Below are 22,222 nucleotides of genomic sequence, written 5' to 3' on the forward strand. Positions count from 1 at the left end.
CCAGCGGCACTTCCGTGCGAAGGAGACGGCACCCGTAGGATCCGGCGATGACCGACGAGCCGCTGGGCCCCGGCCCGCCGACCATGGGGCGCGAGCCGTCGCCTCGGCCGTCCAGCATCGTCGCGAGCATCCTGCTGCTCGCGTTCTGGTTGGCGTACACGGTCGCCGTGAACACCGTGCTGCTCGCCGACGTCGGGGGCACGGGAAACTGGCTCACCATGGTCTGTTGCACGGTGGTGGCAGCAGCCGTGCTCCGGGGGCTCTGGCGCGGCAGCCCGACGGCGTGGTGGGTGGTGCACCGCTTCGCCGCTCCGGTCGCCGCCGCGTTCCTGGTCGGGCTCGGCATCATGCTGCTCTTCGGACCGCGCCTCGGCTCCCTCGTCACGCCCCCGATCGACCCGGCCTTCATCGCCGCCACAGCGGGCGCGGTGCTGGCGGTGCTGGCGCTGCTGGTCAGCGGGCTGCTGGTCCGTACGGCGCCGGCCCGTGCCTGGTGCGGCCGCCCGAGCCCGTCCCGGCGGTGACGGGGTCCGACCGAGGGCCGCCCGTACGCGGTCGGTTACTTTCTCCGCAGGCGGGAGGCGAAATCTCCACAGCCGACGACAATGGCGCGGTGCACCCCACCTTCACCGGCCTGCTCCTGCTGCCCCTGACGTCCCCGCTCAGGCGTACCGTCACCGTCACCTCGCGCGACGGGACCCCGGTCGCCGTCATCCGTCGCCGGTTCGTCTCCAAGCGGCGACGGTTCGAGATCCGCGACGCCACCGCCGCCACCGTGCTGGCCACCGGCGCCGCCACCAGCTTCGCCAACGACCATTACCGGCTGGTCGGGCCGCAGTCCGAGTTCATCCTGGATTTCATGATCGACTACTCGGGTCGAAGACGCGGCGCGGTGACCCTGGCGGACGGCCGGGCACCACGACCGGAGGCAACTGGAGCGCCCGGGACTTCACCATCGCCGACGACTCCGGCAACCTCGTCGCCACGCTGGTGACCACGAGCAGCGCGCTGTCGATGCGCTCAGCCGACCTGGCGTTGGACGTCAGGGCACCCGTGATGTCGCTGCTGCAGGCGATCGGCATGGCGCAGTGCCTCCTCACGGCGGTGGGTTCGCCCCGAGGCGACGCCACCTGAGACGGCGACGAGCCTTCGGCTGCCGCCCGGTGGGCCGACGGCAGGCAGAAGGCCCGGCTCATGACCGGCGATCGAGCCGGTGACCTGGTATCGGGCAAGGATGCCCTCCGGTCGGTACGTCCCGCACCGATATCAGCGGTCAGAGTGAACCAGCGGCGGCGCCGGATGTCCGCACCAGCAGGGCACACCCCAGCGCCGAGACGACCGCCTGCGCGAGCAGCCAATGCCAGCCGAGCGCCTCTGGCGCCTGCAGCGTCACCAGGCCGGCCGAGACCGGCAGAGTCAGGACGGCCAGGACGTCGATGCCGTTGAGGAGCCACAGCAGCATGCCGGCTGGGAACGCCCCGAGCGGCGTGTCGACCAGGATGGTGCCGATCGAGGCGGCGCTCGCCTTCGCCCGTTGGAAGGCGCCCACCGCGACGGCCGGGCCGGCCAGCAGACCGAGCGCCCACCACGGTCCGGCGAGCGAGCCGGCGGCCTGCAGCGCGGCCAGGGTGACGGTGAGCCACACGCCGGCGACGACAGCGGGGACCACGAGCCGCTGAGCGGTCATCTGGCGGCCCGTGACGCCGAGCAGCCGCAGCATCGCCGGGTTCGAGGCGTCGCCGTGGGTGGACTCCGCGGTGAGGCCGGCGGCGGCGAGCGCGCCGATCAGGACCACGCCGAGAAGGAGCCAGGCGGGGCCATTCGCGAGGTAGACCGGGACGGCGGCCGCACCCAACGGCCACCAGAGCCGCGCGGCCTTGCGTCGCAGGATGATCAGATCCTGGGCGATGAGCGGCGGGACCCGGCGGGCGGTCAGGAGGCGCGTCGTCCGTATCCGGGTGCGGCTGCGCCAGAAGCGGCGGGCGCTCATCTCGGTCAGGTAGGACGGTTCGACCGCGTAGACGACGTCGGCGTACGCGCCCGCGTTGATCGACGCCTCGGCGATCGGCGCGGTCGGCCAGTTCTCCAGCGCCCGCCAGGTCAGCACGATCGCGATCAGCCCGACGGCCAGGGCGGCGGCGCCGGTGGCGAGCACTGCCACGGGCGGTATGAGCGGGGAGGGCAGGCGGTGGTCGCCGGTGGTGCGCAGCGCGGCGGTCAGGACGAGGCAGCCCGCGCCGATCGCGATGCCGATGCCGTCAGCGAGCCGGGCGAGGGAGGGCCGTCGCTGGCAGGCAAGCGCGAGCAGCGTCGCGAGAACCGCGGCCGCCGCGCCGGTGATGGCGCCGGCCCCCAGCACCAGGAGCCCGGCCGGGCGGGCGGCGACGTGCCCGGTCACGGCGATACCGGTGACGGCGCCGACGACAAGCGCGGCGACGGTGGTCAGAGTGAGCGCCGGTGCGAGCAGGGTGCGCCGGGGAAGCGGAGCCGGCAGCAGCCAGGTGGCGTCGCTACGGCTGACTGACAGCGGACCGAGCTGACGCAGTACGACGACGAACGCGGCGGAGACGGCCACGGCCCCGAGGAACGGAGTCAGCGCCGGGTCCCCGTCGGGCGCGTCCGGCGGCCAGACGACGCGGACCAACGGCTGTCCGAGGAGCGCGACGGCCATCAGTAGAGCGAGGGTCGCCGCGTAGACCGTGCCGATGTCGGCGCGGCCCTCGACGGCGATGCGGCGGCGGCGAATCCAGCGGCGGGCATCGACGGCGGCGGGGACGCCCCGCCGGGCCGGGGCCTCGATTGCGGTCACCTCAGCTCTCCGGGCGGGTGAGCACGATCTCGTCCGCGCCGACGCCGACCCGGAACCCGTCGTCGTGGCTCGCCATGATCAGCGTGCCGCCGGCCCTCACGTACGACCGCAGGTGCGCCGCGATCGCACGCTTGATCCGAGTGTCGAGACGCTGCTCGGGCTCGTCGAGGACGAGCAGCCGGCTGGGCCGTACGAGGGTCGCGGCGAGCAGGAAACGCTGGCGCTGGCCGGAGGAGAGCGTGATGGGCAGGCTGTCGCAGAGCCCGGTCAGGCCGAGGGTGGTGCAGAGTTCGTCGATGTGCCCGTCGCCAGGGTCGCCGCCGTTGACCACCCGGACCAGGTCGAGATGCTCGCGCACGGTCAGGCCCTGGTACCAACTGGGCGACTCCACCGTGGTGGCGACCTGCCGCCAGAAGTCCGCGCCGCGTCCGGGCACCGCCTCGAAGACGGAGATGTCGCCGGCGGACGGCTCCTGAAGGCCGGTGATGCAGCGCAGCAGGGTGGACTTGCCGGCGCCGTTCTCACCGACGAGCGCGACGGCGGCGCCCTCGGGAACCCGCAGGTCGATACCGTCCAGCACCAGCGTCGAGCCGTAGGTGACAGTCACCTGCCGGACGTCGACGGCCGAGGTCATCGCAGCAATCTCAAGATCAGGACTCCGCATTCCGCCGTAGAAGTCGTATCGCTTTCACCGGACATGGTGACAGGAATTCGGCGGCAGCCGGAAGCGCGCGCCGGGAAGCCCGTGGAGGGCGAATATGGGATGCGCGGCCTCGTGTCGCCCGGCATCGACGGCACCTGGCCCCTCGCAAGGATCACCGCCCGACTCACCCGTGCTGTCCTGTCCCCGCGGTCGCTCGACCGTGGCCACACCCTCGCCGCCGCCGAGCGGTTCGACGCCCCGACCCACCTGGTCGCGAGCCGCAATGTCCGCCGGCCTTTTGTGGACCGGATGCGGACCGCTGACCCCTGATCCGTGGCCTCGACGCGAGGCCGGTCACGGACGGGGCAACGATTTGGCGTGGACGACGGGTAGCATCGCCACGTTTTGACCTGCAACGGGGAAGAAGATTCACATGCGATGGAAGCTACCGGCCGGCGTCCTAATGGCGCTGGCCTTCCTGGTTCCGGCGGCGCCGGCGACGGCTCAAACCGAACCGCCCGTGCTGAACGAGGCCTGCCAAACGGTCGAGCGCAAGGTGTACAAGGACATCCGCGAACTTGTCACCATCGACCTGGATTCCGCCACCGATGTGGAGGTGCGCGTGTTGGCCAACCAGATCCTGGCCGCGGCGAAGGCCGACTCGTTGCCCGTTCTGCCTGACGCCATTCAGGAGCGCCTGGACGGCACCGCGGATGATCTGCGCGCATTCCTCAAGGCGGACGTGCGGAAGGCCTGGTCAACGGCGCTGAGGGTCACGGTGGTCCGGACGTTGACGGGCGCTGGTGTCAACGTGAAGGCGGCCGCGCAGAAGGCGCTTGATGAGGGGACCGTCGATGTGTACCTGGCTTACCTGAACAACGGCCTGTACGCCGCACGGGCGCTCGACTGCGCGTCTCAGCCCACGCCGACGGCAACGTCTCAGCCCACGCCTGCACCGAGCACCACGCCCAGCCCCGCGACGACCATTGCACCGACTCCTGCTTCCTCCGCCAGCCTGGGCGCCCCCGGCGGCGGCGACGGCGGCGGGCTGCCCGTCACCGGTGACGGCACCGGGACCGTGGCCGGCATCGGCGGTGCGCTTCTGCTCCTCGGCGGCGCTGGCTACCTGATCGGACGCCGACGCCGTTCCCGCTTCGTGGCATAGCCCGCTCGACGCGCCCGGCTCGACGCTCCGTCGGGCTGGGCGCGATCGGCGCCGTGCGCTGCGCGGTTCGTCGCGGTCGCTGCGCGGGTGCGGACCACCTTGGGGACTGGCACCACCGGCGGCGGGGTGATCGACCTCGGGAACGGCGAGTCCCAGGTCGTTGAGCTGGGCTTCTTCACCGCTGACGGAGCCGAACCGCCGACCTACGCTTACCGGATGTCACGGTCCGGAGTTGTCATTGGTCGCTGAAATCCGCCGTTGAATTGCATGGACCCCATCTTCGATTCATCGACGCTCGACAATGGCAGTCGAACTTGACAGGGTTTTTCGGGGGCACCGATACTGTTGCCGGGACGTCCGCGCGGCCCCGTCCCGCACCCAATTCGGACACCGTCGCCACCGACGCCCGCAGGGCCCCGCAGAGGGCTTTCCCAGCAGTCGCCCGCCGCCAGCCAATCGCCCATACGACCTCAGGTAGTGCTCGCGTCTGACCGGCGCCGTCGCGCGGGCCGCCCCTATGGATTTCGTCAAGCGGTGACAGGATGGTTCGGCGTGGTCAATAGGAAATATTGTCCCGGAGCAAGGCGCAGAGGACGTCGCAGCGGCGTCGGGCGAGGCGGACGGGGGCGGCGTTGTGGCCGTTTGCCTTCGGCTCTCTCTTGCGGTCGCAGCAGGCCCTCCTGATGGAGTCGGCGAATGCGGCGAGGAAGAGCGCGCGGCTGAGCTGTTTGTTGCCGCCTCGGGGCGGGTGCCAGTCGCAGATGCCGCCGCCGGATCGTGGGGTGACCGTTGCGAGGCCGGCGTAGGCGGCGAGGTGGCCTGGTGTCGGCAAGGTGGTGCCGTCGCCCGACTTCACGCAGGATCCGGGCTGTGGGCCTGACGCCGGCGCCGGGCACCGAGCACTCCGGTAATGGTCGACTCCAGTTCAGGATCCGCACCGCCGAATCCGCGGACTGCGACTCAACGGTCCAGCGGGCCACTTTCCGGCATAGCCAACTTGACGCCTGCCTGGAACCTGGTTTCGACTCCGAGATATTCCAACAGTTCACCAACTCGCCGGCTGAAAGTCCTCGGCGAACAATTCAACTGATGGCTGGCAGCAACGTCCGTTGCCCCGCTGAGCAGGGCCGCGACAATTACGTTCAGGTGCGGAGGGATTGGCTTCAGGGGGAAGGATTCACCGCCATCGCGATCACGAATAGCCCCGTCAAGCTTACTCTTTGTCATCCCAACTTCCTTATCCAGCAGTCACCACGAGGCAGGCGCGGACTTCAACAACGAGGCCGACCGCGCGACCCCCATCCTGCCAGAGGGGCACCAGGTAGGCGTTGTTACAAAATGGCAAAGACCTGCCGGAAAAAGCAACCACACGGTTACTCAAAGTGCGAACGACTAGCGAAATGTTGAACATCTTGCGGGGGTGCCCGTGACACAGAACACTGGCCTAGTCCGATTATGATCATTTTGTTCCGGAACCCTCGCCGACACCGGAGTCGAGCCTCGGGCAAATCCGACAGAGGAGCGGTCGTTATCTACCAACTAGATGCGATGCGTTGATTAGGGCGTCTTTGCCTGGCTGTCGCCGATCGATAGCGACCCCACGAGCCGCGCGAGGAGGGGCGGGCTCGGACAGGCACCCGACCTACGCGGTCCACTCGTCGGTCCGTTCGGCCCGTTCGGCCAGGGGCGGCCCCGACGAGCGGATGATCGCCAATCCCCTAACTTGATCTTCAACCCGTTCGGCGTGGCCGGGGCGTGCGGGACGGCTTCGGTGTCGTTTTCGTCGTGCCGGACTCGGTCCGAGCGCATCCGCGCGAGGATCTGCACGGGCAGATCACGCAGGAGGAACGCCAACCGGGCGCGTCGTGGGCGTCAGCCACCACCAGGATGTTCGGATCGCCGGCCTGCCACCGGCCGGCCGCGACCGGCCGTCCCACGATGTCCCGCAGCTGCCCGGCGGTGACCGCCGCCGCGTCGTGACCAGGCACCAACCGCACCGCATCAGCGGCGCAGTCCACCAGACACGGCCCGACTCCAACGCCACGACCGTCGAGTACGGCCAGCCAGGGACCGTGATGGCCTGGCCCTCGCCGCATCCGTCTCTCTCGACAGGAAGATCGATCGACCAACTGTCACCATGATCAGCCCGGTCACCGACCAGCCGCCAAGGCGAAACATCAAGTCGGACAAGGCCCGGAGCACCGACGGCGGGAACTGGCGGCAAGACGCCGACAACGCCGCGCCTCGCCCGGTCTGCTGTCCGGCATCAGCTCGGTGGTGTTCGCGCCCGGGCGGACTCGGCGGCGCGCACGATTCGGCGACACGCCCTCACGGTCGGTCCACCCCGCCTCGCCCAACCATCCCCTGCCGCCCGAGGCCTTCCTTCAGGTGGGCGGCGGTCGGTGTGACCGCCGCCAAGACCCAGCGGCAGAGCACCGGCACCGTTCAGGAACGCCGACGATGTCGGGCCAACGCCACGCCGGTCGTCGCCATGGACACCGCCGCCAACCCGGCCAGCAGGCCCAGGCCCGTCAGGACCCTCCCCAGCTCCAGACTGTCGTTGAACGAGTCGCGACACAGTTCCACCGCCCAGTTGACCGGGTTCGCGGCGATCGCCGCGGCAACCCATCCCGGCACCAGGTCCTTGGGCATGAAGGCACTGGAGAGGAACGTCAGGGGCATCACGATGAAGTTGACCATCGCGATCAGGGACTCCTCCCGCCCCACGATCAGCGCGACGGTGCTCGACAGTGCGGCGAGCGCGCAGGCGACCCCCGCGAGCGCGAGGATCATGACGACAACTCCGAGCACGCCCCCGTGGAATCGCACCCCGAGCCCGTAGCCCACCACGAGCAGGATGGCCGTCGGGATCACCGCGTTGACCACCTGCTGCACCAGCGGACCGATGATCAGGGCGATCGGGCGCACCGGGGACGCCAGCAGCCGATCAAGGGTCCCCCGCTCCATGTCCGCCAGCAGGGACAGACCGTTCCAGCCACTCGCGAGCAGGACCGTCATCACGATGAGCCCCGGCAGGAAGAACTGGGCGTAGTTGTCGGAGCCAAATCCGGGGATGTCGGCGATACGGCGGAAGGTCCCGCTGAACAGCAGCAACCACAGGAACGGCTGGACGAGGTTGATCGCGATGAGCCAGGGCTGACGGAACGTGTGCAGGATGTGCCGACGCGCGATGTAGGCGGACTGTCCGACGAGCTCACTCACGATGACTGCCCTCCGGCGCTTGCCCCGGCATCCGCCTGGGTAGCGAATCTGCGTCCCGTGTACGCCAGGTACACGTCATCCAGGGTCGGCTGGGACACGCTGACCGACCGTACCGCCATGGCTTCCTGGCCGAGCCGCGCGAGGACGACCGGAACCGCCGCCCCGCCGATCGGCGCCCGTGCGTGCAGCCGGCGTCCGTCGACGCGGATCTCGTCCAGACCGTCGAGCCCCGCCAACGCGCCGCGGATCGCTTCCTCGGACTGGTCCGACTCGAACTCGACCTGCAGGGTGTCCCCCCGCAGCTTCTGCTTCAGCGTCTCCGGGCTGCCCGTCGTCACGATCCGGCCGCTGTCGATGATGGCGATGTCGTTCGCCAGGGCGTCGGCCTCTTCGAGGTAGTGGGTGGTCAGCAGGATCGTGATCCCCTCCTGCCGGACCAACGCGGTGAGGTCGCTCCAGAGCTGCACGCGGATGTCCGGGTCGAGGCCGGTCGTCGGCTCGTCGAGATAGAGGACCCGGGGGCGGTGCACGATCCCCATGGCGATGTCGACCCGACGCTTCATGCCGCCGGAGCAGAAGCCCGCCTGCCGGCCGGCGACGTCCGAGAGCGCCAGCATCGAGAGCACCTCGTCGGTCCGGGTCGCCAGCGCCCGGCCCTTGAGGCCGAACATCCGGCCCTGGAGGAGCACGTTCTCGCGCACGGTGGCGGTGGGTACGGCACTGAGGCGCTGTCCGACGAGACCGATCCGCCTACGCACCTCGGTCGCCTGCCGAACGACGTCGTACCCGGCGACGAGTGCCTGCCCCGAGTCCGCCCGGGCCAGCGTCGAGAGGATCCGCACCGCCGTGGACTTGCCAGCCCCGTTGGGTCCCAGCAACCCGAACAGGGTGCCCTCAGGCACAACGAAGCTCAGCCCGTCGAGGGCCCGGACGCCCCGCGGGTAGCTCTTGACCAGGTCACGTACCTGGATGGCCATCTCGGCCATGTGCGTTCCTCTCGTCCTTGGTGGATGTCAGAGGTCGAGCTCGGCCAGCAACAGTTCGCCTAGCCGCGCCGAGGCCGACCCGAGGAAGTCGTGCCCGCCCGGCATGATCCGCAGGGTGAAGTCCTTGCTTGTGTGGTCCTGCCACATCGCGAGGTCCGCGAAGTCCACCGACGCGTCCTCCCGGGCGCCGACGACCGTGACCGGCATCCCGAGTGGCGCACCGGGCTGGTAGTCCCAGTTCTCGTAGACGGCGAAGTCGGCGCGGATGGCCGGTTCGAACATGCCGAAGAGGTTCCGGTCCGACAGCACCGACTCGGGGGTGATGCGGGAGTCCCGCAGGTAGGTGATCAGGTCCGGCTCGGCCAGCGTGTGGATCCGACGCTCGGGGGCGACGGCCCTCGGCCCCGGCGAGGCCAGCACGATGAGCCGGACCGGCGGACGACCCGCCTGGGCCAGCTCGCGCGCCACCTGGTAGGCGACGAACGACCCCGAGCAGTAGCCCAGCAACGCCAGCGGCACGCCGTCCCACTCGCCCAGAGTCTTGATCACCTCCGCGACGGTTTCGTGCATGTCCGTGAGCGGGGTCTCCCGTCGGCGGGACTCCCGGCCCGGCAGTCGCAGGGCGCAGAGGTCGACGCTCGGCGGGAGGACCGTGCTGAGCGGCCGGAAGGTCGCCGTACCGCCGCCGGCCTGTGGAAAGCACAGCAGCCGGACCCGCGGGTCGTTCACCGCCCCGATCCGGACGATGGTGGATTGGGCTCGGACGGTCATGCCGAGTCCGCCTCCATCAGCAGCCGCAGGCTGCGGGGCCGCATGTCGGTCCAGACCGTGGTGATGTGGTCGAGGCACTCCTGCCGGGGGCCGGAGGGGCCGGACGCCGTCCACCCAGCCGGGATCGGGCGGTCGTCGGGCCAGATCGAATACTGTTCCTCGTCGTTCATGACCACCTGGTAGGTGCGCCCGTCGTCGTCGAACACCTTGCTCACTCTCCGTTCTCGCCTCGGTACTGCTGACTGTCGACGCAGGTCAGCCTGAACTCCGCCGTGTAGCCCCGGCCCTGCGAATCGCGCAGCCACAGCTGGTCGGGTCCCGGCAGCATCTCGGTGATCGAGACGCTGCCACCGGGGTCACGTTGCCGGCCACGGCGCAGCTTCGCCCAGAGCGTGTCGATCAGGGTGTCGTCGCGCAGGTCGACGTAGATCGGCTTGGCCTCGCCCGCGACGACCCAGAACGCGACGTCGGGCAGCCCTCGGCCCGCCGCGACCTGCCGTACGTGCGACACCACCGTCGCCAGCCGGGCCTGCGCGAACTCGGCGAACTCGGTGAACGGGAGCTGCCATCGCTCACGCGACACGACGACCCGGTCGATCTGGATCCGTGGCTGGTACGGGGACGGAGCCAGCAGCCCGAACCGGTTGAACGCGGCCAGGGCGAGGTAGTCGTCCAGCACCTCGATGAGGTCGGCCTCGAAGTCGTCCACCACGGAGCGGACGATCAGCCGTCCAGCCTCCCGGTGCACCCGCAGCGCGCCCGCCGCCACGACGTCGGCCCGCGGTGGCGCGTACGACTGCTCGGAGGAGACCCCCAGGTAGGTGTAGCCGGGCGAGTGGTACGCCTCGGGCGGGCCGGTACGGGAGTTCACCAGGCCGTCGGTCATCGAGTAGAGCGGGACGATCCGCTTCGGCATGTCGCTGTCGATGTCCCGCCGCAGCCCCGCCTGGTCGGGGTGCGACCACGAGAAGCACAACTGGTCGAGCGAGTTGATCGTGGGGTGGACCTCGCCGAGGACGGCCAACCACCGGCCGTCGCGCAGGTCCTCCGGGCTGGCCGCCGCGAGCATGAGATCCGGACTGTGCCACCGTGCCGTCGGCCAACCCGGCGCCGTGGCGGGGAAGGCCGTGAGGACCTTGTCCCGCAGCTCCTGCGACGAGTACGTCACCGGACCGGTCATCGGCTGCGGGGCCAGAATCTCCGTCCAGCGTCGACGCAGTTCACGCGTCGCGGCGCCGGTCGGTCCGGTCGTACTGTCCTGGAAGGTCGGGGCGAGCTGGGCGAGCAGCCTGGGCAGGGGGTAGCCGGCGGCGGACCGGTCCGGCTCCCGCGCGAGCAACTCGCCGACCAACGACCGGTATCCCCGGGCGATCTCGACCGAGAACCACCGCGCGCTCTGCAGCAGGAGGCCCAGGGCCGGTGCCACGTCAGCCCGCAGCTCCGCCCCAAGCTCCGGGACGGTGTCGGCGCGACATTCCTCGTAGACGACCGTACGGCCGGCGTAGTACCTGCCGTCGTGTCGCCGCGACGACTCGAGGGCGATGGCGGTGAACCGTTCGTGCAGCGCCTCCAGCGCCGAGGCCACCGCGGCCGGGTCGCCCACCGCGGCCGCGACCCGGTCCCGGGCCCGCACCAGCGACGTCAGTTCGTCCTGTGCCGCCTGCCGGCGCACGGGATCGGCCACCCGGGCCAACTGCATGGCCAGCCGGCGCTCGGGGTGCTGGGCCTGCGGAATGAAGAACCCCCGGGTCAGCACCCCCATCGCCTGCAACTTACGGATCTCGGTGACGACCCGCGCGGCGTCGGCGGTCCCGTCGTCCAGCACAGCCGCCACATCCGAGACGGTCCGGAAGCCGTCGACCGCCCCGAGGACCCGTTGGCCCGACTCCGACAGGGACAGGAACGAGCCGTCGCCCAGGTGGACGCCGCCCGGCCCCGGCGCCACGGCCGACGCCACCTGCGGGACCGTCCAGTCATGCAGGTCGTGGCGCTCCGCGAGCGCCCTGCCCACCGCCTGGACGGCCCACATCTCGAAGAACACCTGGCCCCTGGTTACCGACCCCTGCTCGGGAACGACCGTGTCACCGTCGGTCCAGCGGCCCCAGGCCGTCGGTCCGAAGAACCCGATCGAGTCGTTCTTCACGCAGTACCGCGACCGGTAGCTCGCCAGCGTCCTCGACAGATCCCGCTTCATCGGCCTGCCGTCGGCGACCCGGCGTTGGGCGAGCTCGGCGACCTCGAGGTGTTGCCAGGTCAGCGCCTCCAGGAACAGCGGTTGCCGGACGATCTGCGGATCAGCGACCCAGTCGAACGGCATGCCGGCGCTACGCAGGCAGAACCGACGCCAGACCGAGAACTCCTCGTCGCCCAACGGCAGCAGATGATCGGGGATCATGCGCCAGCGCTGATCCCGTACGTGGCGCGAAGCGTCTGAAGGCAGGTCTCGTAGCCGCGCTGGGCGGTGCCCGCCGGGGCGATCACGACCTCGTCGACGCCGGCCTGTCGGTAGGCGGCCAGACCGCGGGACACCTCCTCCGGGTCGATCGCGACCAGGGCCGACACCATCCGGTCGTCGGCCCGGCCCGTCTCGACGCAGTTGGCGAACCCGCTGTTGCCGAACAGCGTGCGGTAGGTCGCCACCCGCAGGTACGACGCGAGGAGCCGGCCGAACAGCTCGCGGTCGCGGTCGGGTTCGTCGCTGATCGCCACGTGCATCATCGCGACCACGCGGAAGCCGTCCGGGCGACCACCCCGCTTCGCCCAGCCGCGACGCAGCGCGGGCAGCACGACATCGGTGACGTACTGCGGCGTGCACATCCAGAGGATCGCCCCGTCAGCGACCTCCCCGGCCAGTTCGAGCATCCGCGGGCCGAAGGCGCCGAGCAGGACGGGAAGGTCGTCACGCTGCCCCGCCGGGAGCGAGGCGTGCCCGCCGTACCATTCACCGTCGACGTTCACCTCGCCCTCACGGCACAGCTGCGTGACGACGCCGAGATACTCGCGGGTCCCCGCGATCGCCGGCACCGAACGGCCACCGACCATCCAGTCGCCGATTCCCCGGTGGCCCAGTCCCAGCCCGAGGTTCACCCGCCCGCCGGACATCTCGTCGATGGTCACCGCGGTCTGCGCCATGACCACCGGAGGGCGCGAGTACATCGGCAGGATCGCCGTGCCCAGTCGCAGCCGGTCCGTCGTGACGGCCAGCCCGGCGAGCAGCGTGCCGACCTCGAGCTGATTGGGCATCTGCGGCAGCCACACCGAGTCCATGCCCAGCTGTTCCACGTCGCTGGTGAGCCTGAACATGTGCTGCGCCGACATGCCCTGGCCGCCCACCACGGCCCCGACAGCGAGCCTGTCAGCCGGCATCGGTGGTCAGCCCCATCGTCTGCGCGACCTGCTCTTCCGACATCGCCGAGATCTTCGCCACCAGGGCGGCCTCGATGACCTGGCCCAGGCCCCGCACGTGGCGGGAGTCGAACAGCTGCGCGGCCGAGACGTCGACCGAGAAGCGCTGCCGGATCCGGGACACCAGCTGGACCGCGAACAACGAGTTGCCGCCGAGGTCGAAGAAGTCATCCTCGGCCCCGATCTGCTCGACGCCGACCGTGTCCGACCAGAGTTGCGCCAGGGCCCGCTCGAGGTCGCTGCTCGGTTCCACATACGGCGTGGACAGGGTCCGTGCCGTGCCCGTGGAGGTACCGCCGGCGGTCAACTGCTCGGTGACCGCCGCCCGGTTGACCTTGGAGGTACGCCGCAACCGGACGTCGAGGCCCTCCGGGCACCAGATGACCTGCGGGCCCACGGCGCCACCGAGAATCAGGCGCAGTGCCTCCGCCCCGGCCTCGGGGGTGACCTCGTCCAGCGGCTCGGCGACGGCCGGTGCGGCGACCGACGTCCCCTGGGTCCGCTCGGGCAGGTCCTCCGGCATCCGGAAGATGGTGAACCGCTCCACCGTCAGAACCTCGTTGCCGTCATCGTCGACGAGCGTCACGTCGGTGCTGGCGGTCTCACCGAGGGTGTCGTCGAGGTGCCGGATGATGGCGTGCACCCGGCCGGGCAGCGCGCTGTGGACGCGGATGCGACCGTAGCTGAACGGCAGGTAGAAGCCCTCGCCCCGGATGACCTGGCCGATCCCGATGCTGCAGTCCAGGATCGCCGGATGCAGGTGGTACTCGTCGAGGTCGGAGCGGAACCGCTCATCGAGCTCGACGGTCACCAGCTCCATGCCCGGCGCGGACCAGCGGCCCCGGATTCCGGACCAGCGGGGGCCGAACTTGAGCACGCCCTCGAAGTTGGCGAGATCGGGGACGGAGATCTCCGTCGCCTCGGCCCGGAGTTGCGCCAGGTCGTGCTTGGTCGGGTCGACGGCGCCTCCCGGGCCGACCCGGCCCTGTGCGTACTGGTTGCCGTCGGGACTGCGCAGCACCACCTCGAACCCGTCGGGCTGCCGGCGCAGATCGAGCTGACACCGCAGGCCGGGGTGGGCGACCAGTGGCTGGACGAGCATGAGGTCGGTGATCTCACCGTGCTGCTCGCCGGTCAGATCGGCGAACGCGGCGCGCACCAGCTCGATGATTCCCGTGCCCGGCATCGTCGGGATGCCGGTCATCCGGTGCTCGTCGAGAACCCAGTTCGTCGCGGACAGGTCGACGTCGAAGGTGCTGAGCGAGTCGTCGACGTCGGTCCGTGCGGAGAGCATCGGGTGCGCCACCGGACGGACCTCCGCGTCGGCGGGCTGCTCCCCCCAGGCGATCTGGGCGAAGACCGACGGGGCCTCGACCTCCTGCGCCATGCCCACCTCGGCGAACGGCGGCCAGTTGATGGAGACCGTGTGCCGGCCCTCCGCCCACCGTGCCTGCGCGAAGGCGTCGAGCACGGCGTTGGCGCCGACGTAGTCACCGAGGCCGAAGTCGGAGGAGAGCACCGCGATCGACGAGTACAGCACCATCAGGTCCGGCTGGAAGATCTCGTCGAGCAGGTACGTGCCGCGCACCTTCGGCGCGAGCACCGCCTGCGCGTCCTCGTGGGACCGGGTCTCGAGCATGCCGCCACCCGCCACGGCCGCCAGGTGGAACACCCCGTCGACCGGTCCGAAGTGGTCGAGCACCCGGTCGCGTACCGCCCGCATGCTGTCGGCATCGGTGACGTCCGCCGCCAGCGTCAGAACCTGCCCGCCGGACTCCTCGATCTCCTGGACCGCGCGGATCCGGTGCGCGACCGGCGCCTGCGGGGTGGCGGCCAGCACGGCCGGCCACTCCTCCCGGTCGGGCAACCCGCTGCGACCGAGCAGCACCACCTTCGCCGACACCAGGTCGACGAGCTGACGGGCGAGGACCAGGCCGAGCCCGCCCAGGCCGCCGGTGAGGAGGTAGACACCACCCTGACGGAGCGCCGGCGGCGCACCCGCCGGCGCCGTCACCGAGATCCCGGCGTACGACCAGGCCCAGCGCTTGCGACCACGGTAGGCGACCTGCTGCTCCGTGCCCTTCCCGGCGATCTCCGCGAAGAGCTGCGCCACCGCCAGGTCCTCGCGGTACGTCCCGCCGAGGTCGATGCTGCGGCTGGTGACCGATTCAAGCTCCTTCGGCGCGAGCTTGACCACGCCCAGTACCGCTGCCTTGGCCGGCTCGACCAGGCCGTCGCCGGTGACGTCCTGCATCTGGCTCGTCACGACGACCAGCTCGACGGGCGTACCCGGCAGCCGGCGAACGGCCTCCTGGAGCATCCGCAGCACGCTGTGGAAGCCGTTCTCCAGCCAGTACCCGGCGGCGGCGGCCTCGGTCAGGCCCTCGGGCCGGGTCCCGACGCAGAGCCCGTGCACCAGCGTCACCGGCGCCGGCAGGTCCGCCGGCAGGTCGGCCAGGAGCGCCATGGCCTGCTCGTCCGTCGTCGCCAGCAGCACGCTGGCGCCGGCGGCCCTGGCCCGCTCCGCCACCCGGGGCAGGACGGTGTCGTCCGGCGGGGAGAGGACGAGCCAGGTCCCCTCCGCGGCGACCGGATCCGGTGCCGGGGTCTCCAGCCACACCGGTGCCGTGTACGCACCAACCGGTCCGGCCGTGACAGCCGCCCCGCCGACAGCGGCCGGCTCTTCCTCGTCAGGTTCGATCCAGTAGCGCTGACGCTGGTAGGGGTACTCGGGCAGGGCCAGCAGGTTGCGCCGCTCGTCCGACCAGAACCCGGCCCAGTCCACCGGCACGCCCTCGGCCCAGAGCCGGCCGACCGCGCCGAGCAGGGTCTCCGCGTCGGACTGCTGCTGCTTCGGGTGGCGCAGCGTCGCCACCGCCACCGCCGAGCGGTCCTGGGCGGTGACGTAGCCGGTGAGGGTCCGGCCGGGCCCCACCTCGACGAAGGCCCGGTCGCCGTCGGTGGTCAGCAGCTCCACACCGGCGGCGAACCGGACGCAGCCGCGCAGGTGCCGGGCCCAGTAGCTCGGGTCGGTCGCCTCGTCGTCGGCGATCCAGGTTCCGGTCAGGTTCGACACGAAGGGAATCGCCGGCGGGTGCAGGGTGGTCTTTCGTACCGCCTCCTCGAAGCGGTCGAGGATGCCGTCCATCGTCCGGGAGTGGAACGCGTGCGAGGTGTGCACCCGGCGGCTGGAGACGCCGTGCAGCATCAGTTCGTCCTCGAACCGTTCCACGTCCTCGGTCCGGCCGGCGACCACGCACACCCCGGGTGCGTTGATGGCCGCGATGTCCAGCGTGTCGTCCAGCATCGGGACGAGCAGCTCCTCGGGCAGGGTCACCACGAGCATCGACCCGCTCTCGGCCGTCTGCATGAGCGCACCCCGCTCAGCCACCAGCCGCACCGCGTCGTCCCGGCTGAACACGCCGGCCAGGGCCGCGGCCACGTACTCGCCGATGCTGTGCCCGAGCATCGCGGTCGGCTGGATGCCGAGGCTCTGCATCGTCCTGGCCAGCGCGTACTCGATCGCGAACAGCAGCGGCTGCGTGTTGCGCGTCTGGTTCTGCGTCTCGCTGTCCGCCTTGAGCAGCAGGTGCAGCAGGTCCACGTCGTGGGTGGCGCGCAGCGCCGCCGCGCAGGCGTTGTACTCCGCCCGGAACACCGGCTCCGAGTGGTACAGCTCGAGGGCCATTCCCGGGTACTGCGCCCCCTGACCGGGGAAGAGGAAGGTGGCGCCGCGTGCCGCGGTGGCCCTGAAGGCGGGCAGGTCGACGGTCAGCCGGGCGGCGGCGTCCGCCGGGGCGCCGGCCACCACGAAGCGGCGCAGCGGCAGCGCCCGACGGCCCGTGCTCAGGGTGTACGCGAGGTCGGCGAGCTCCTCGTCCGTGCCGGACAGCCAGTCGGCCAGCCTGCCGGTGAGCGCGTCGAGCGCCTCCGGCGTGTGGGCGGAGACGGGGATGAGCTGGAAGGACCGCCGCCCGGGGCGGGACGCCGCGCGGGCCGGCGGCTGCTCGATGATGACGTTGGCGTTGGTCCCACCGATGCCGAACGAGCTCACGGCGGCCCGCCGGGGACGGTCCGACGCCGGCCAGGAGCGCAGTTCGGTGCTGACGTAGAACGGGCCGTTGACGAAGTCGATGCGCGGGTTGGGCTCGTCGAAGTTGATGACCGGGGCCAGCACTCCGTCCCGGACGGTGCAGACCGCGTTGACGAGACCGGCCACGCCGGCCGCCGCCCCGAGATGACCCACGTTGGCCTTGACCGACGCGATCGCGCAGTAGCCGGCCTCGTCGGTCTGCTCACGCCACGCGGTGCTGAGCGCGCCGACCTCGATCGGATCGCCGACGAGGGTGCCCGTGCCGTGCGCCTCGACGTAGCCGATGGTGGCGGGATGCACGTCGGCGTCCCGCAACCCGGCGCGGACCACCGCGACCTGGCCGGAGGCGCTGGGTGACGAGAAGGCACCCTTGTCGCTGCCGTCGTTGTTGATCGCCGTGCCGCGGATGACGGCGTGCACGGGGTTGCCGTCGGCCAGCGCGGCGGCCAGCGGCTTGAGCAGGACGGCACCACATCCGTTGCCGAAGACGGTGCCCTGGGCCTGGGAGTCGAACGGCCGGATCCGACCGTCCGGCGAGAAGATCCCGCCGTCCTTGTAGACGTACCCGCCGATCTCCGGCAGGCAGATCTCGACGCCACCGGCGAGGGCGACCTCGCACTCACCGGCGCGCAGCGCCCGCACGGCGACGTGGACGGCCACCAGTGAGGTCGAGCACGCGGTCACCATGCTGATCGCCGGGCCGGTCAGGCCGAGTCGGTAGGCCACGCTGGTGGCCAGGTAGTCCGTGTGGTTGCTGATCGAGGCCAGCAGGTTTCCCGCGCTCCGCATCGCCTGCGTGCTGCGGTAGATGTTGTCCTCGAGGTAGTTGTTGGGCCGCGATCCGGCGTAGACACCGATCCGGTCGCTGCCCTGACCGGGGACCACGCCGCCGTTCTCCAGCGCCGAGTGGCACGTCTCGAGGAACACCCGGAACTGGGGATCCACCAGCTGAGCCTCGCGGCTGCTGAGCCCGAACAGGGCGGCGTCGAACATGTCGACGTCGCCGATGACCGGAGCTGCCCGCACGTACGCCGGGTCGGCCAGCTCGGCGTCGGTCACGCCGGCGGCCCGCAACTCCTCGTCGTCGAAGAAGGAGATCGACTCGACGCCGTCGAGAAGGTTGTCGCGGAACTCCTCAACGGAGCGGGCACCGGGGAATCGACCCGCCATGCCGATAATCGCGATGGGTTGTCCAACCGTCCGGGCGACGGGATCAAGACCAGCCTGATGCGCCATGGGGCACATGCTTGTTTCTCGTGGGTCCACGCATCAAGGTCGCGGCGAGTTCCTGGCGACAACTCGCCAGGTTCTTCCCGGCCACCGAGCGGCCCTTGCATCCTTTGGCAATGCTGGACAGGAATCGGAGGATCGCACCGACCCCGGTCTCAGAGCTCCTCGTGACGCGTGGCGGCGACCATCACACGGTACTCCTCAAGCACGAGTGTCGACATCCGTCCGGCTCAGTGAAGGAACGGACCGCCCTCGGTCTGCTGCGTGCCCTCGACCGGGAGCGACCACTGGTGGCGGGCACAGTGGTGGTGGAGTCCACGTCGGGCAACCTGGGCATCGCGATGGCGCGTCTGTTGGCCGACATCGGCTGTCACTTCATCGCGGTCGTCGACCCGAAGACCCCGGCCGTCTCCCTGCGGGCGCTCACCGAGGCCGGCGCCGAACTGCACCTCGTCGAGGAGCACGACGGTCGGGGTGGATACCTGCTCACCCGGCTCGACGCGGTACGGCGGATCCTCCGGTCACGGCCGGACTACCGCTGGCCGAACCAGTACGAGAACCCGGCGAATCCGGATGTCCACGAGGAGAGCACCGCGCCGGAGATCATCGAGCAGGGCGGCCAGCACCTGGACGCCGTCTACGTCGCGGTCTCCACCGGTGGCACCGCCGCCGGGATCGCCCGGCACGTCCGCGGGTCGGGCAGACGAATCCGGGTGATCGCCGTGGACGTGTTCCACTCGCTGGCGAGCGAGGTCTCCCCGGGTCCGCCCACGGAGATGCCGGCGACCGCCCGTCTCCTCCCGGGGATCGGTGCCAGCCGCCGGTCGTCGTTCCTCGAGGCGGGTTCCGTCGACGGCCGGCACCAGATCCGCGACAGCGACGCGATCGCGATGTGCCGGATGCTCCGGGAGGACACCATGATCGGCATCGGCGGTTCGGCGGGATGCGTGTTGACCGCGTGTGTGACCGACCTGTTCGGGCCGGCGGCTCCGGCGTTCCCCCTGCTGCTGATGCCCGACGACGCCAGCAAGTACGAGGACACGGTCTACGACGACGCCTGGCTGGCCGAGGTCGGGCTGCTCGATCCGGTCGAGTCCGCGATCCGGTCGTTCCGCCGGCAGGGCCTGTCGTTCAAGGCGAGCGAGCCGGCGCGGGCCGGCTGACCCCTCACTCGCGGCGCCGCAGGCCCCGCCGGACGACGGCCAGGCTCAGCAGCAGGCCGACGACACACCACAGTCCCAGGACCAGGGCCACCCGCCCCAGCTCCCAGGAGCCGGCCAACTCCTGCGCTGCCATCGTGTCCGGCAGGAACGCCGCCCGGAACCCCTGGCCCATCCACTTCAGCGGGAACAGGGACGACAACGTGGTCAACGGCGCGGGCAGCACGGTGATCGGGGTGACGAAGATACCCGAGGTGAAGACCAGGACGAGATAGGTCAGGTTCGCCGCCGCGCTCGCCCCACGGACCGACCTGGCCAGCCCGCTCAGGACGATACCCAGCAACGAACACGCCGTCGCTCCCAACAGGAACACCCAGGCCAGGGTCAGCCAGGACCCGGGATCCGTCGGCAGCGCCAGGTCGAACAGCAGCACGCCCGTGGCCACCATCAGCACGGCCTCGGTGACGCTGACCACCAACACGAGAAGCAGCTTGCCCAGGACGTACGCGGCCGGTGGGGCCGGCAGCCCGCGCAGCCGCTTCAGCGTCCCGTTGGCCTGGTCCTCGGCGATGCCCACAGCGAGAGTGACGAAGGTGGCGGAGGCGATGCCCGCCGCGATCATGCTCGCGGTGATGTGTTGACTCGCGGTCACACCGGTTCCGGCGTACTCGGTGGAGAAGATCGATCCGAGCAGCACGAGCAGGACGATCGGCAACGCGAACGTGAACAGCACGGTGTCGCGTTCCCGGAAGAAGGTCCTGATCTCCACGGCCCCACGGGCCAGCCCGAGCCGGCCCGTACGGGTCAACGAGTCAGTCGTCGCGTGCGTGGTCACGGCTTGTTCCCTCCCACCAGGTCGAGGTAGACGTCCTCCAGCCGGGGGCGGCTGACCGTCAGTCCGGGCACGGACGGCCCGAGCCGGGCGACCAGCTCGTTGACGAACGCGCCCGGGTCGGCCGTCCGGGCGCTGCGCGCCTCGGCGTTCTCCAGCCAGCTCACCGTGGCCTCCCCGCTCATCCGGCCGCCGAGCGTCGCCGGGTCACCGTCGGCGCGGACGACCCCGTCGGCGATCACCACCACGCGGTCCGCCAACGCCTCGGCCTCCTCGAGATAGTGGGTGGTCAGCAGCACGGTGGTGCCCTGCTCGTCCCGCAGGCCGCGGACCAACTCCCAGAACTGCCGTCGCGCCTGCGGGTCGAACCCGGTGGTCGGCTCGTCGAGGAACAGCAGCCGTGGCCGGCCCACCACCCCGACGGCAACGTCGAGCCGACGCCGCTGACCGCCCGAGAGGGTGCGGACCCGGCGCCCGGCCGCCTCGGCCAGGCCGACCTTCCGCAGCAGGTCGGTCGGATCGTGCGGGGACGGGAAGTAGCCGCCGAAGTGCCGCAGCGTCTCCAGCACCGTCAACTCACCCGCGTCGCTCGCCTCCTGAAGGACGATGCCGATGCCGTACCGCCAGGACGACGGGGCCCGCCAGGGGTCCACGCCGAGCACGCTGACCTCGCCGGCGTCCCGACGCCGGTGCCCCTCGAGGATCTCCACGGTCGTCGTCTTGCCGGCGCCGTTGGGCCCCAGCAACGCGACCACCTCACCTTCCTGGATGTCCAGGTCGATGCCCTCCAGCGCGACCACGGGTCCGTAGCTGCGCCGCAGGCCGCGTACCGTCACCACGGGGCCGGTCATGTGGCACGCACCTCCTCGGGATGTCCCATGCCAAACTCCTCAGGATTTCCGACGATGCCGGCGACGACCTTGCCGAGACCCTCGATGTGTGGCGGCAGCATAGAGGTGATGTTGCCACCGGATATCCGGTGCACCTCGACGCCGGCCGGCACCAGGCGCCGCCACCGGCCGACGTAGCCCTCAGGCTCGAGACCGGCCAGGCTCTCGTGCGTGCCGTTGACGAGGTCGTCGCAGGTGAGCAGGTGCAGCTTCCCCTCGTACGGCTGGTACAGGTACGAGAGCCGGGCCTCCATCTGCTGCCGCCACGACCGCACCGCCAGGGGCCAGACGTGGTCGAAATCGGGATCGCGCAGCGCGTCGTGGAAACCCTCCACGACGATGCGCGGCAGCAGCTCGGCTATCTCCGCCCGCAGTTCGACGGCGCGTCCGGGCGCCGGGTCCTGGGCGAGCTCCTGGTACGCCCGATCGCACCGGGCCAGCAGCCGCAAATTCTCGCCGCCGTCGCCGGGGACGTCGGGCAGCTGGAGCACCGGGTCCTGGAGGATGAGCGTCACGCTCTCGCCGGTCGCGCGCAGGCCCCGGGCCATCTCCCAGGCGATCGGCCCCCCGCCACACCAACTGAAGATGTGGTAGGGCCCCTGCGGCTGATCGGCACGCAGCTCGTCGAGGTAGCGCCGGGCCAGATCCGCGGTCGAGCGGGACGCCTCCCCCGGATCGAACAGACCGGGATGCTGATACGCGACCACGTCCAGGCTCTCCGGCAGGTGCCGCGCCAGGTTGTCGTACCAGTGCGCGCTTCCCCCGCCCGGGTGCACGCAGTGCAGCACCGACCGGCTGCCGTTCCGGCGTACCCGGATCTGGCTGGAATCGGCCGTCCCGACCACGGACAGCACCTTCGCCCGCGGGTCGGGCGCCGGCCGGTCAGGCTCGGGCACGGGGGACGGCGACGGGGCGGCGGGCCGCGGGCCGGGCTGCTGCCCGGCGCCGCCGGGGCCCGTGCGCGCGGCCTCCGGCGCGGCGCCCTGCCGCCCCGCGATCACCTCGGCCAGGGCCGG

The 22,222-nt window shown here is 70.9% G+C and carries 18 protein-coding genes and 1 pseudogene; 5 read left to right on the top strand and 14 right to left on the bottom strand.

All coding sequences use genetic code 11. The features are described 5' to 3' along the window. Positions 1-47 precede the first annotated feature (47 nt). The 3 genes from V6U77_RS04805 to V6U77_RS04815 all read left to right on the top strand — a co-directional run bounded on the left by V6U77_RS04805 (position 48) and on the right by V6U77_RS04815 (position 1,134). The gene (locus V6U77_RS04805; RefSeq protein WP_334604948.1) at positions 48-524 is read left to right on the top strand and encodes a hypothetical protein; all 477 of its coding nucleotides are present in this window, start codon (positions 48-50) and stop codon (positions 522-524) included. An 89-nt stretch (positions 525-613) separates the two neighbouring features. Then, the gene (locus tag V6U77_RS04810; RefSeq protein ID WP_334604949.1) at positions 614-994 is read left to right on the top strand and encodes a hypothetical protein; all 381 of its coding nucleotides are present in this window, start codon (positions 614-616) and stop codon (positions 992-994) included. Continuing rightward, entirely contained in the window at positions 991-1,134 is a 144-nt protein-coding gene (locus tag V6U77_RS04815; RefSeq protein WP_334604950.1) for a hypothetical protein, read from the top strand. Before V6U77_RS04810 ends, V6U77_RS04815 begins: the two co-directional genes overlap by 4 nt. A gap of 139 nt (positions 1,135-1,273) precedes the next feature. Here the strand turns inward: V6U77_RS04815 and V6U77_RS04820 are convergent, their stop codons facing one another. Then, positions 1,274-2,809 carry a DUF6297 family protein gene (locus V6U77_RS04820; protein ID WP_334604951.1) on the bottom strand — a complete coding sequence of 512 codons (1,536 nt, stop codon included), beginning with the start codon at positions 2,807-2,809 and terminating at the stop codon, positions 1,274-1,276. Between the two features lies 1 nt (position 2,810). Then, positions 2,811-3,443, bottom strand: a complete 633-nt coding sequence (locus V6U77_RS04825; protein ID WP_089002365.1) for an ABC transporter ATP-binding protein — start codon at positions 3,441-3,443, stop codon at positions 2,811-2,813. Positions 3,444-3,885: 442 nt separating this feature from the next. Here V6U77_RS04825 and V6U77_RS04830 point away from each other — a divergent pair, with 442 nt between their 5' ends. Continuing rightward, entirely contained in the window at positions 3,886-4,617 is a 732-nt protein-coding gene (locus V6U77_RS04830) for an LPXTG cell wall anchor domain-containing protein (protein WP_089002367.1), read from the top strand. A 556-nt stretch (positions 4,618-5,173) separates the two neighbouring features. On the opposite strand, the pseudogene V6U77_RS04835 reads toward V6U77_RS04830, so the two are convergent. From V6U77_RS04835 to V6U77_RS04880, 9 genes and pseudogenes are all read right to left on the bottom strand, one after another. After that, positions 5,174-5,516: pseudogene (locus V6U77_RS04835) on the bottom strand (transposase); the annotation flags it as partial. A 61-nt stretch (positions 5,517-5,577) separates the two neighbouring features. Then, on the bottom strand, positions 5,578-5,844 hold the full coding sequence (locus tag V6U77_RS04840) for a helix-turn-helix transcriptional regulator (RefSeq protein ID WP_089002369.1): 267 nt from the start codon (positions 5,842-5,844) through the stop codon (positions 5,578-5,580). A gap of 1,218 nt (positions 5,845-7,062) precedes the next feature. Continuing rightward, positions 7,063-7,839 carry an ABC transporter permease gene (locus V6U77_RS04850; RefSeq protein WP_157747231.1) on the bottom strand — a complete coding sequence of 259 codons (777 nt, stop codon included), beginning with the start codon at positions 7,837-7,839 and terminating at the stop codon, positions 7,063-7,065. Continuing rightward, positions 7,836-8,825: an ATP-binding cassette domain-containing protein gene (locus tag V6U77_RS04855; RefSeq protein WP_089002371.1), complete on the bottom strand. Its 990-nt coding sequence runs from the start codon at positions 8,823-8,825 to the stop codon at positions 7,836-7,838. Before V6U77_RS04855 ends, V6U77_RS04850 begins: the two co-directional genes overlap by 4 nt. Before the next feature lie 27 nt (positions 8,826-8,852). Further along, positions 8,853-9,596, bottom strand: coding sequence for a thioesterase II family protein (locus tag V6U77_RS04860; RefSeq protein WP_089002372.1), 744 nt, complete (start codon positions 9,594-9,596; stop codon positions 8,853-8,855). After that, positions 9,593-9,802 (bottom strand): MbtH family protein, encoded by a 210-nt coding sequence (locus tag V6U77_RS04865; RefSeq protein WP_089003732.1) that lies wholly within the window; start codon positions 9,800-9,802, stop codon positions 9,593-9,595. Before V6U77_RS04865 ends, V6U77_RS04860 begins: the two co-directional genes overlap by 4 nt. Before the next feature lie 5 nt (positions 9,803-9,807). Beyond that, positions 9,808-11,991 (bottom strand): lantibiotic dehydratase, encoded by a 2,184-nt coding sequence (locus V6U77_RS04870; protein ID WP_089002373.1) that lies wholly within the window; start codon positions 11,989-11,991, stop codon positions 9,808-9,810. Next, positions 11,988-12,962 carry an LLM class flavin-dependent oxidoreductase gene (locus V6U77_RS04875; protein WP_334604952.1) on the bottom strand — a complete coding sequence of 325 codons (975 nt, stop codon included), beginning with the start codon at positions 12,960-12,962 and terminating at the stop codon, positions 11,988-11,990. Before V6U77_RS04875 ends, V6U77_RS04870 begins: the two co-directional genes overlap by 4 nt. Next, positions 12,952-18,339, bottom strand: a complete 5,388-nt coding sequence (locus V6U77_RS04880; protein ID WP_334604953.1) for a type I polyketide synthase — start codon at positions 18,337-18,339, stop codon at positions 12,952-12,954. Before V6U77_RS04880 ends, V6U77_RS04875 begins: the two co-directional genes overlap by 11 nt. A 101-nt stretch (positions 18,340-18,440) precedes the next feature. On the opposite strand from V6U77_RS04880, the gene V6U77_RS04885 reads away from it, so the two are divergent. After that, positions 18,441-19,487 (top strand): pyridoxal-phosphate dependent enzyme, encoded by a 1,047-nt coding sequence (locus tag V6U77_RS04885; protein ID WP_089002376.1) that lies wholly within the window; start codon positions 18,441-18,443, stop codon positions 19,485-19,487. Positions 19,488-19,491: 4 nt separating this feature from the next. On the opposite strand, the gene V6U77_RS04890 is transcribed toward V6U77_RS04885, so the two are convergent. From V6U77_RS04890 to V6U77_RS04900, 3 genes are all read right to left on the bottom strand, one after another. After that, positions 19,492-20,319, bottom strand: a complete 828-nt coding sequence (locus V6U77_RS04890; protein ID WP_231925808.1) for an ABC transporter permease — start codon at positions 20,317-20,319, stop codon at positions 19,492-19,494. Next, positions 20,316-21,167, bottom strand: a complete 852-nt coding sequence (locus V6U77_RS04895) for an ABC transporter ATP-binding protein (protein WP_089002377.1) — start codon at positions 21,165-21,167, stop codon at positions 20,316-20,318. The genes V6U77_RS04890 and V6U77_RS04895 overlap by 4 nt, the downstream gene beginning before the upstream one ends. Next, positions 21,164-22,222, bottom strand: a 1,059-nt coding sequence (locus tag V6U77_RS04900; protein ID WP_334604954.1) for a thioesterase domain-containing protein, incomplete at its 5' end; no start/stop codon positions are given. The genes V6U77_RS04895 and V6U77_RS04900, both read right to left, overlap by 4 nt.

Origin of the sequence: Micromonospora sp. CPCC 205546, assembly GCF_036902715.1 — a bacterium.
Classification (GTDB): Bacteria; Actinomycetota; Actinomycetes; order Mycobacteriales; family Micromonosporaceae; genus Micromonospora.

Coding starts and splice junctions, on each gene's coding strand:
- V6U77_RS04805 (WP_334604948.1), top strand. CDS start 48: ATGACCGACGAGCCGCTGGGCCCCGGCCCGCCGACCATGGGGCGCGAG.
- V6U77_RS04825 (WP_089002365.1), bottom strand. CDS start 3,443: ATGACCTCGGCCGTCGACGTCCGGCAGGTGACTGTCACCTACGGCTCG.
- V6U77_RS04830 (WP_089002367.1), top strand. CDS start 3,886: ATGCGATGGAAGCTACCGGCCGGCGTCCTAATGGCGCTGGCCTTCCTG.
- V6U77_RS04840 (WP_089002369.1), bottom strand. CDS start 5,844: ATGACAAAGAGTAAGCTTGACGGGGCTATTCGTGATCGCGATGGCGGT.
- V6U77_RS04855 (WP_089002371.1), bottom strand. CDS start 8,825: ATGGCCGAGATGGCCATCCAGGTACGTGACCTGGTCAAGAGCTACCCG.
- V6U77_RS04860 (WP_089002372.1), bottom strand. CDS start 9,596: ATGACCGTCCGAGCCCAATCCACCATCGTCCGGATCGGGGCGGTGAAC.
- V6U77_RS04870 (WP_089002373.1), bottom strand. CDS start 11,991: ATGATCCCCGATCATCTGCTGCCGTTGGGCGACGAGGAGTTCTCGGTC.
- V6U77_RS04875 (WP_334604952.1), bottom strand. CDS start 12,962: ATGCCGGCTGACAGGCTCGCTGTCGGGGCCGTGGTGGGCGGCCAGGGC.
- V6U77_RS04880 (WP_334604953.1), bottom strand. CDS start 18,339: ATGTGCCCCATGGCGCATCAGGCTGGTCTTGATCCCGTCGCCCGGACG.
- V6U77_RS04885 (WP_089002376.1), top strand. CDS start 18,441: ATGCTGGACAGGAATCGGAGGATCGCACCGACCCCGGTCTCAGAGCTC.
- V6U77_RS04895 (WP_089002377.1), bottom strand. CDS start 21,167: ATGACCGGCCCCGTGGTGACGGTACGCGGCCTGCGGCGCAGCTACGGA.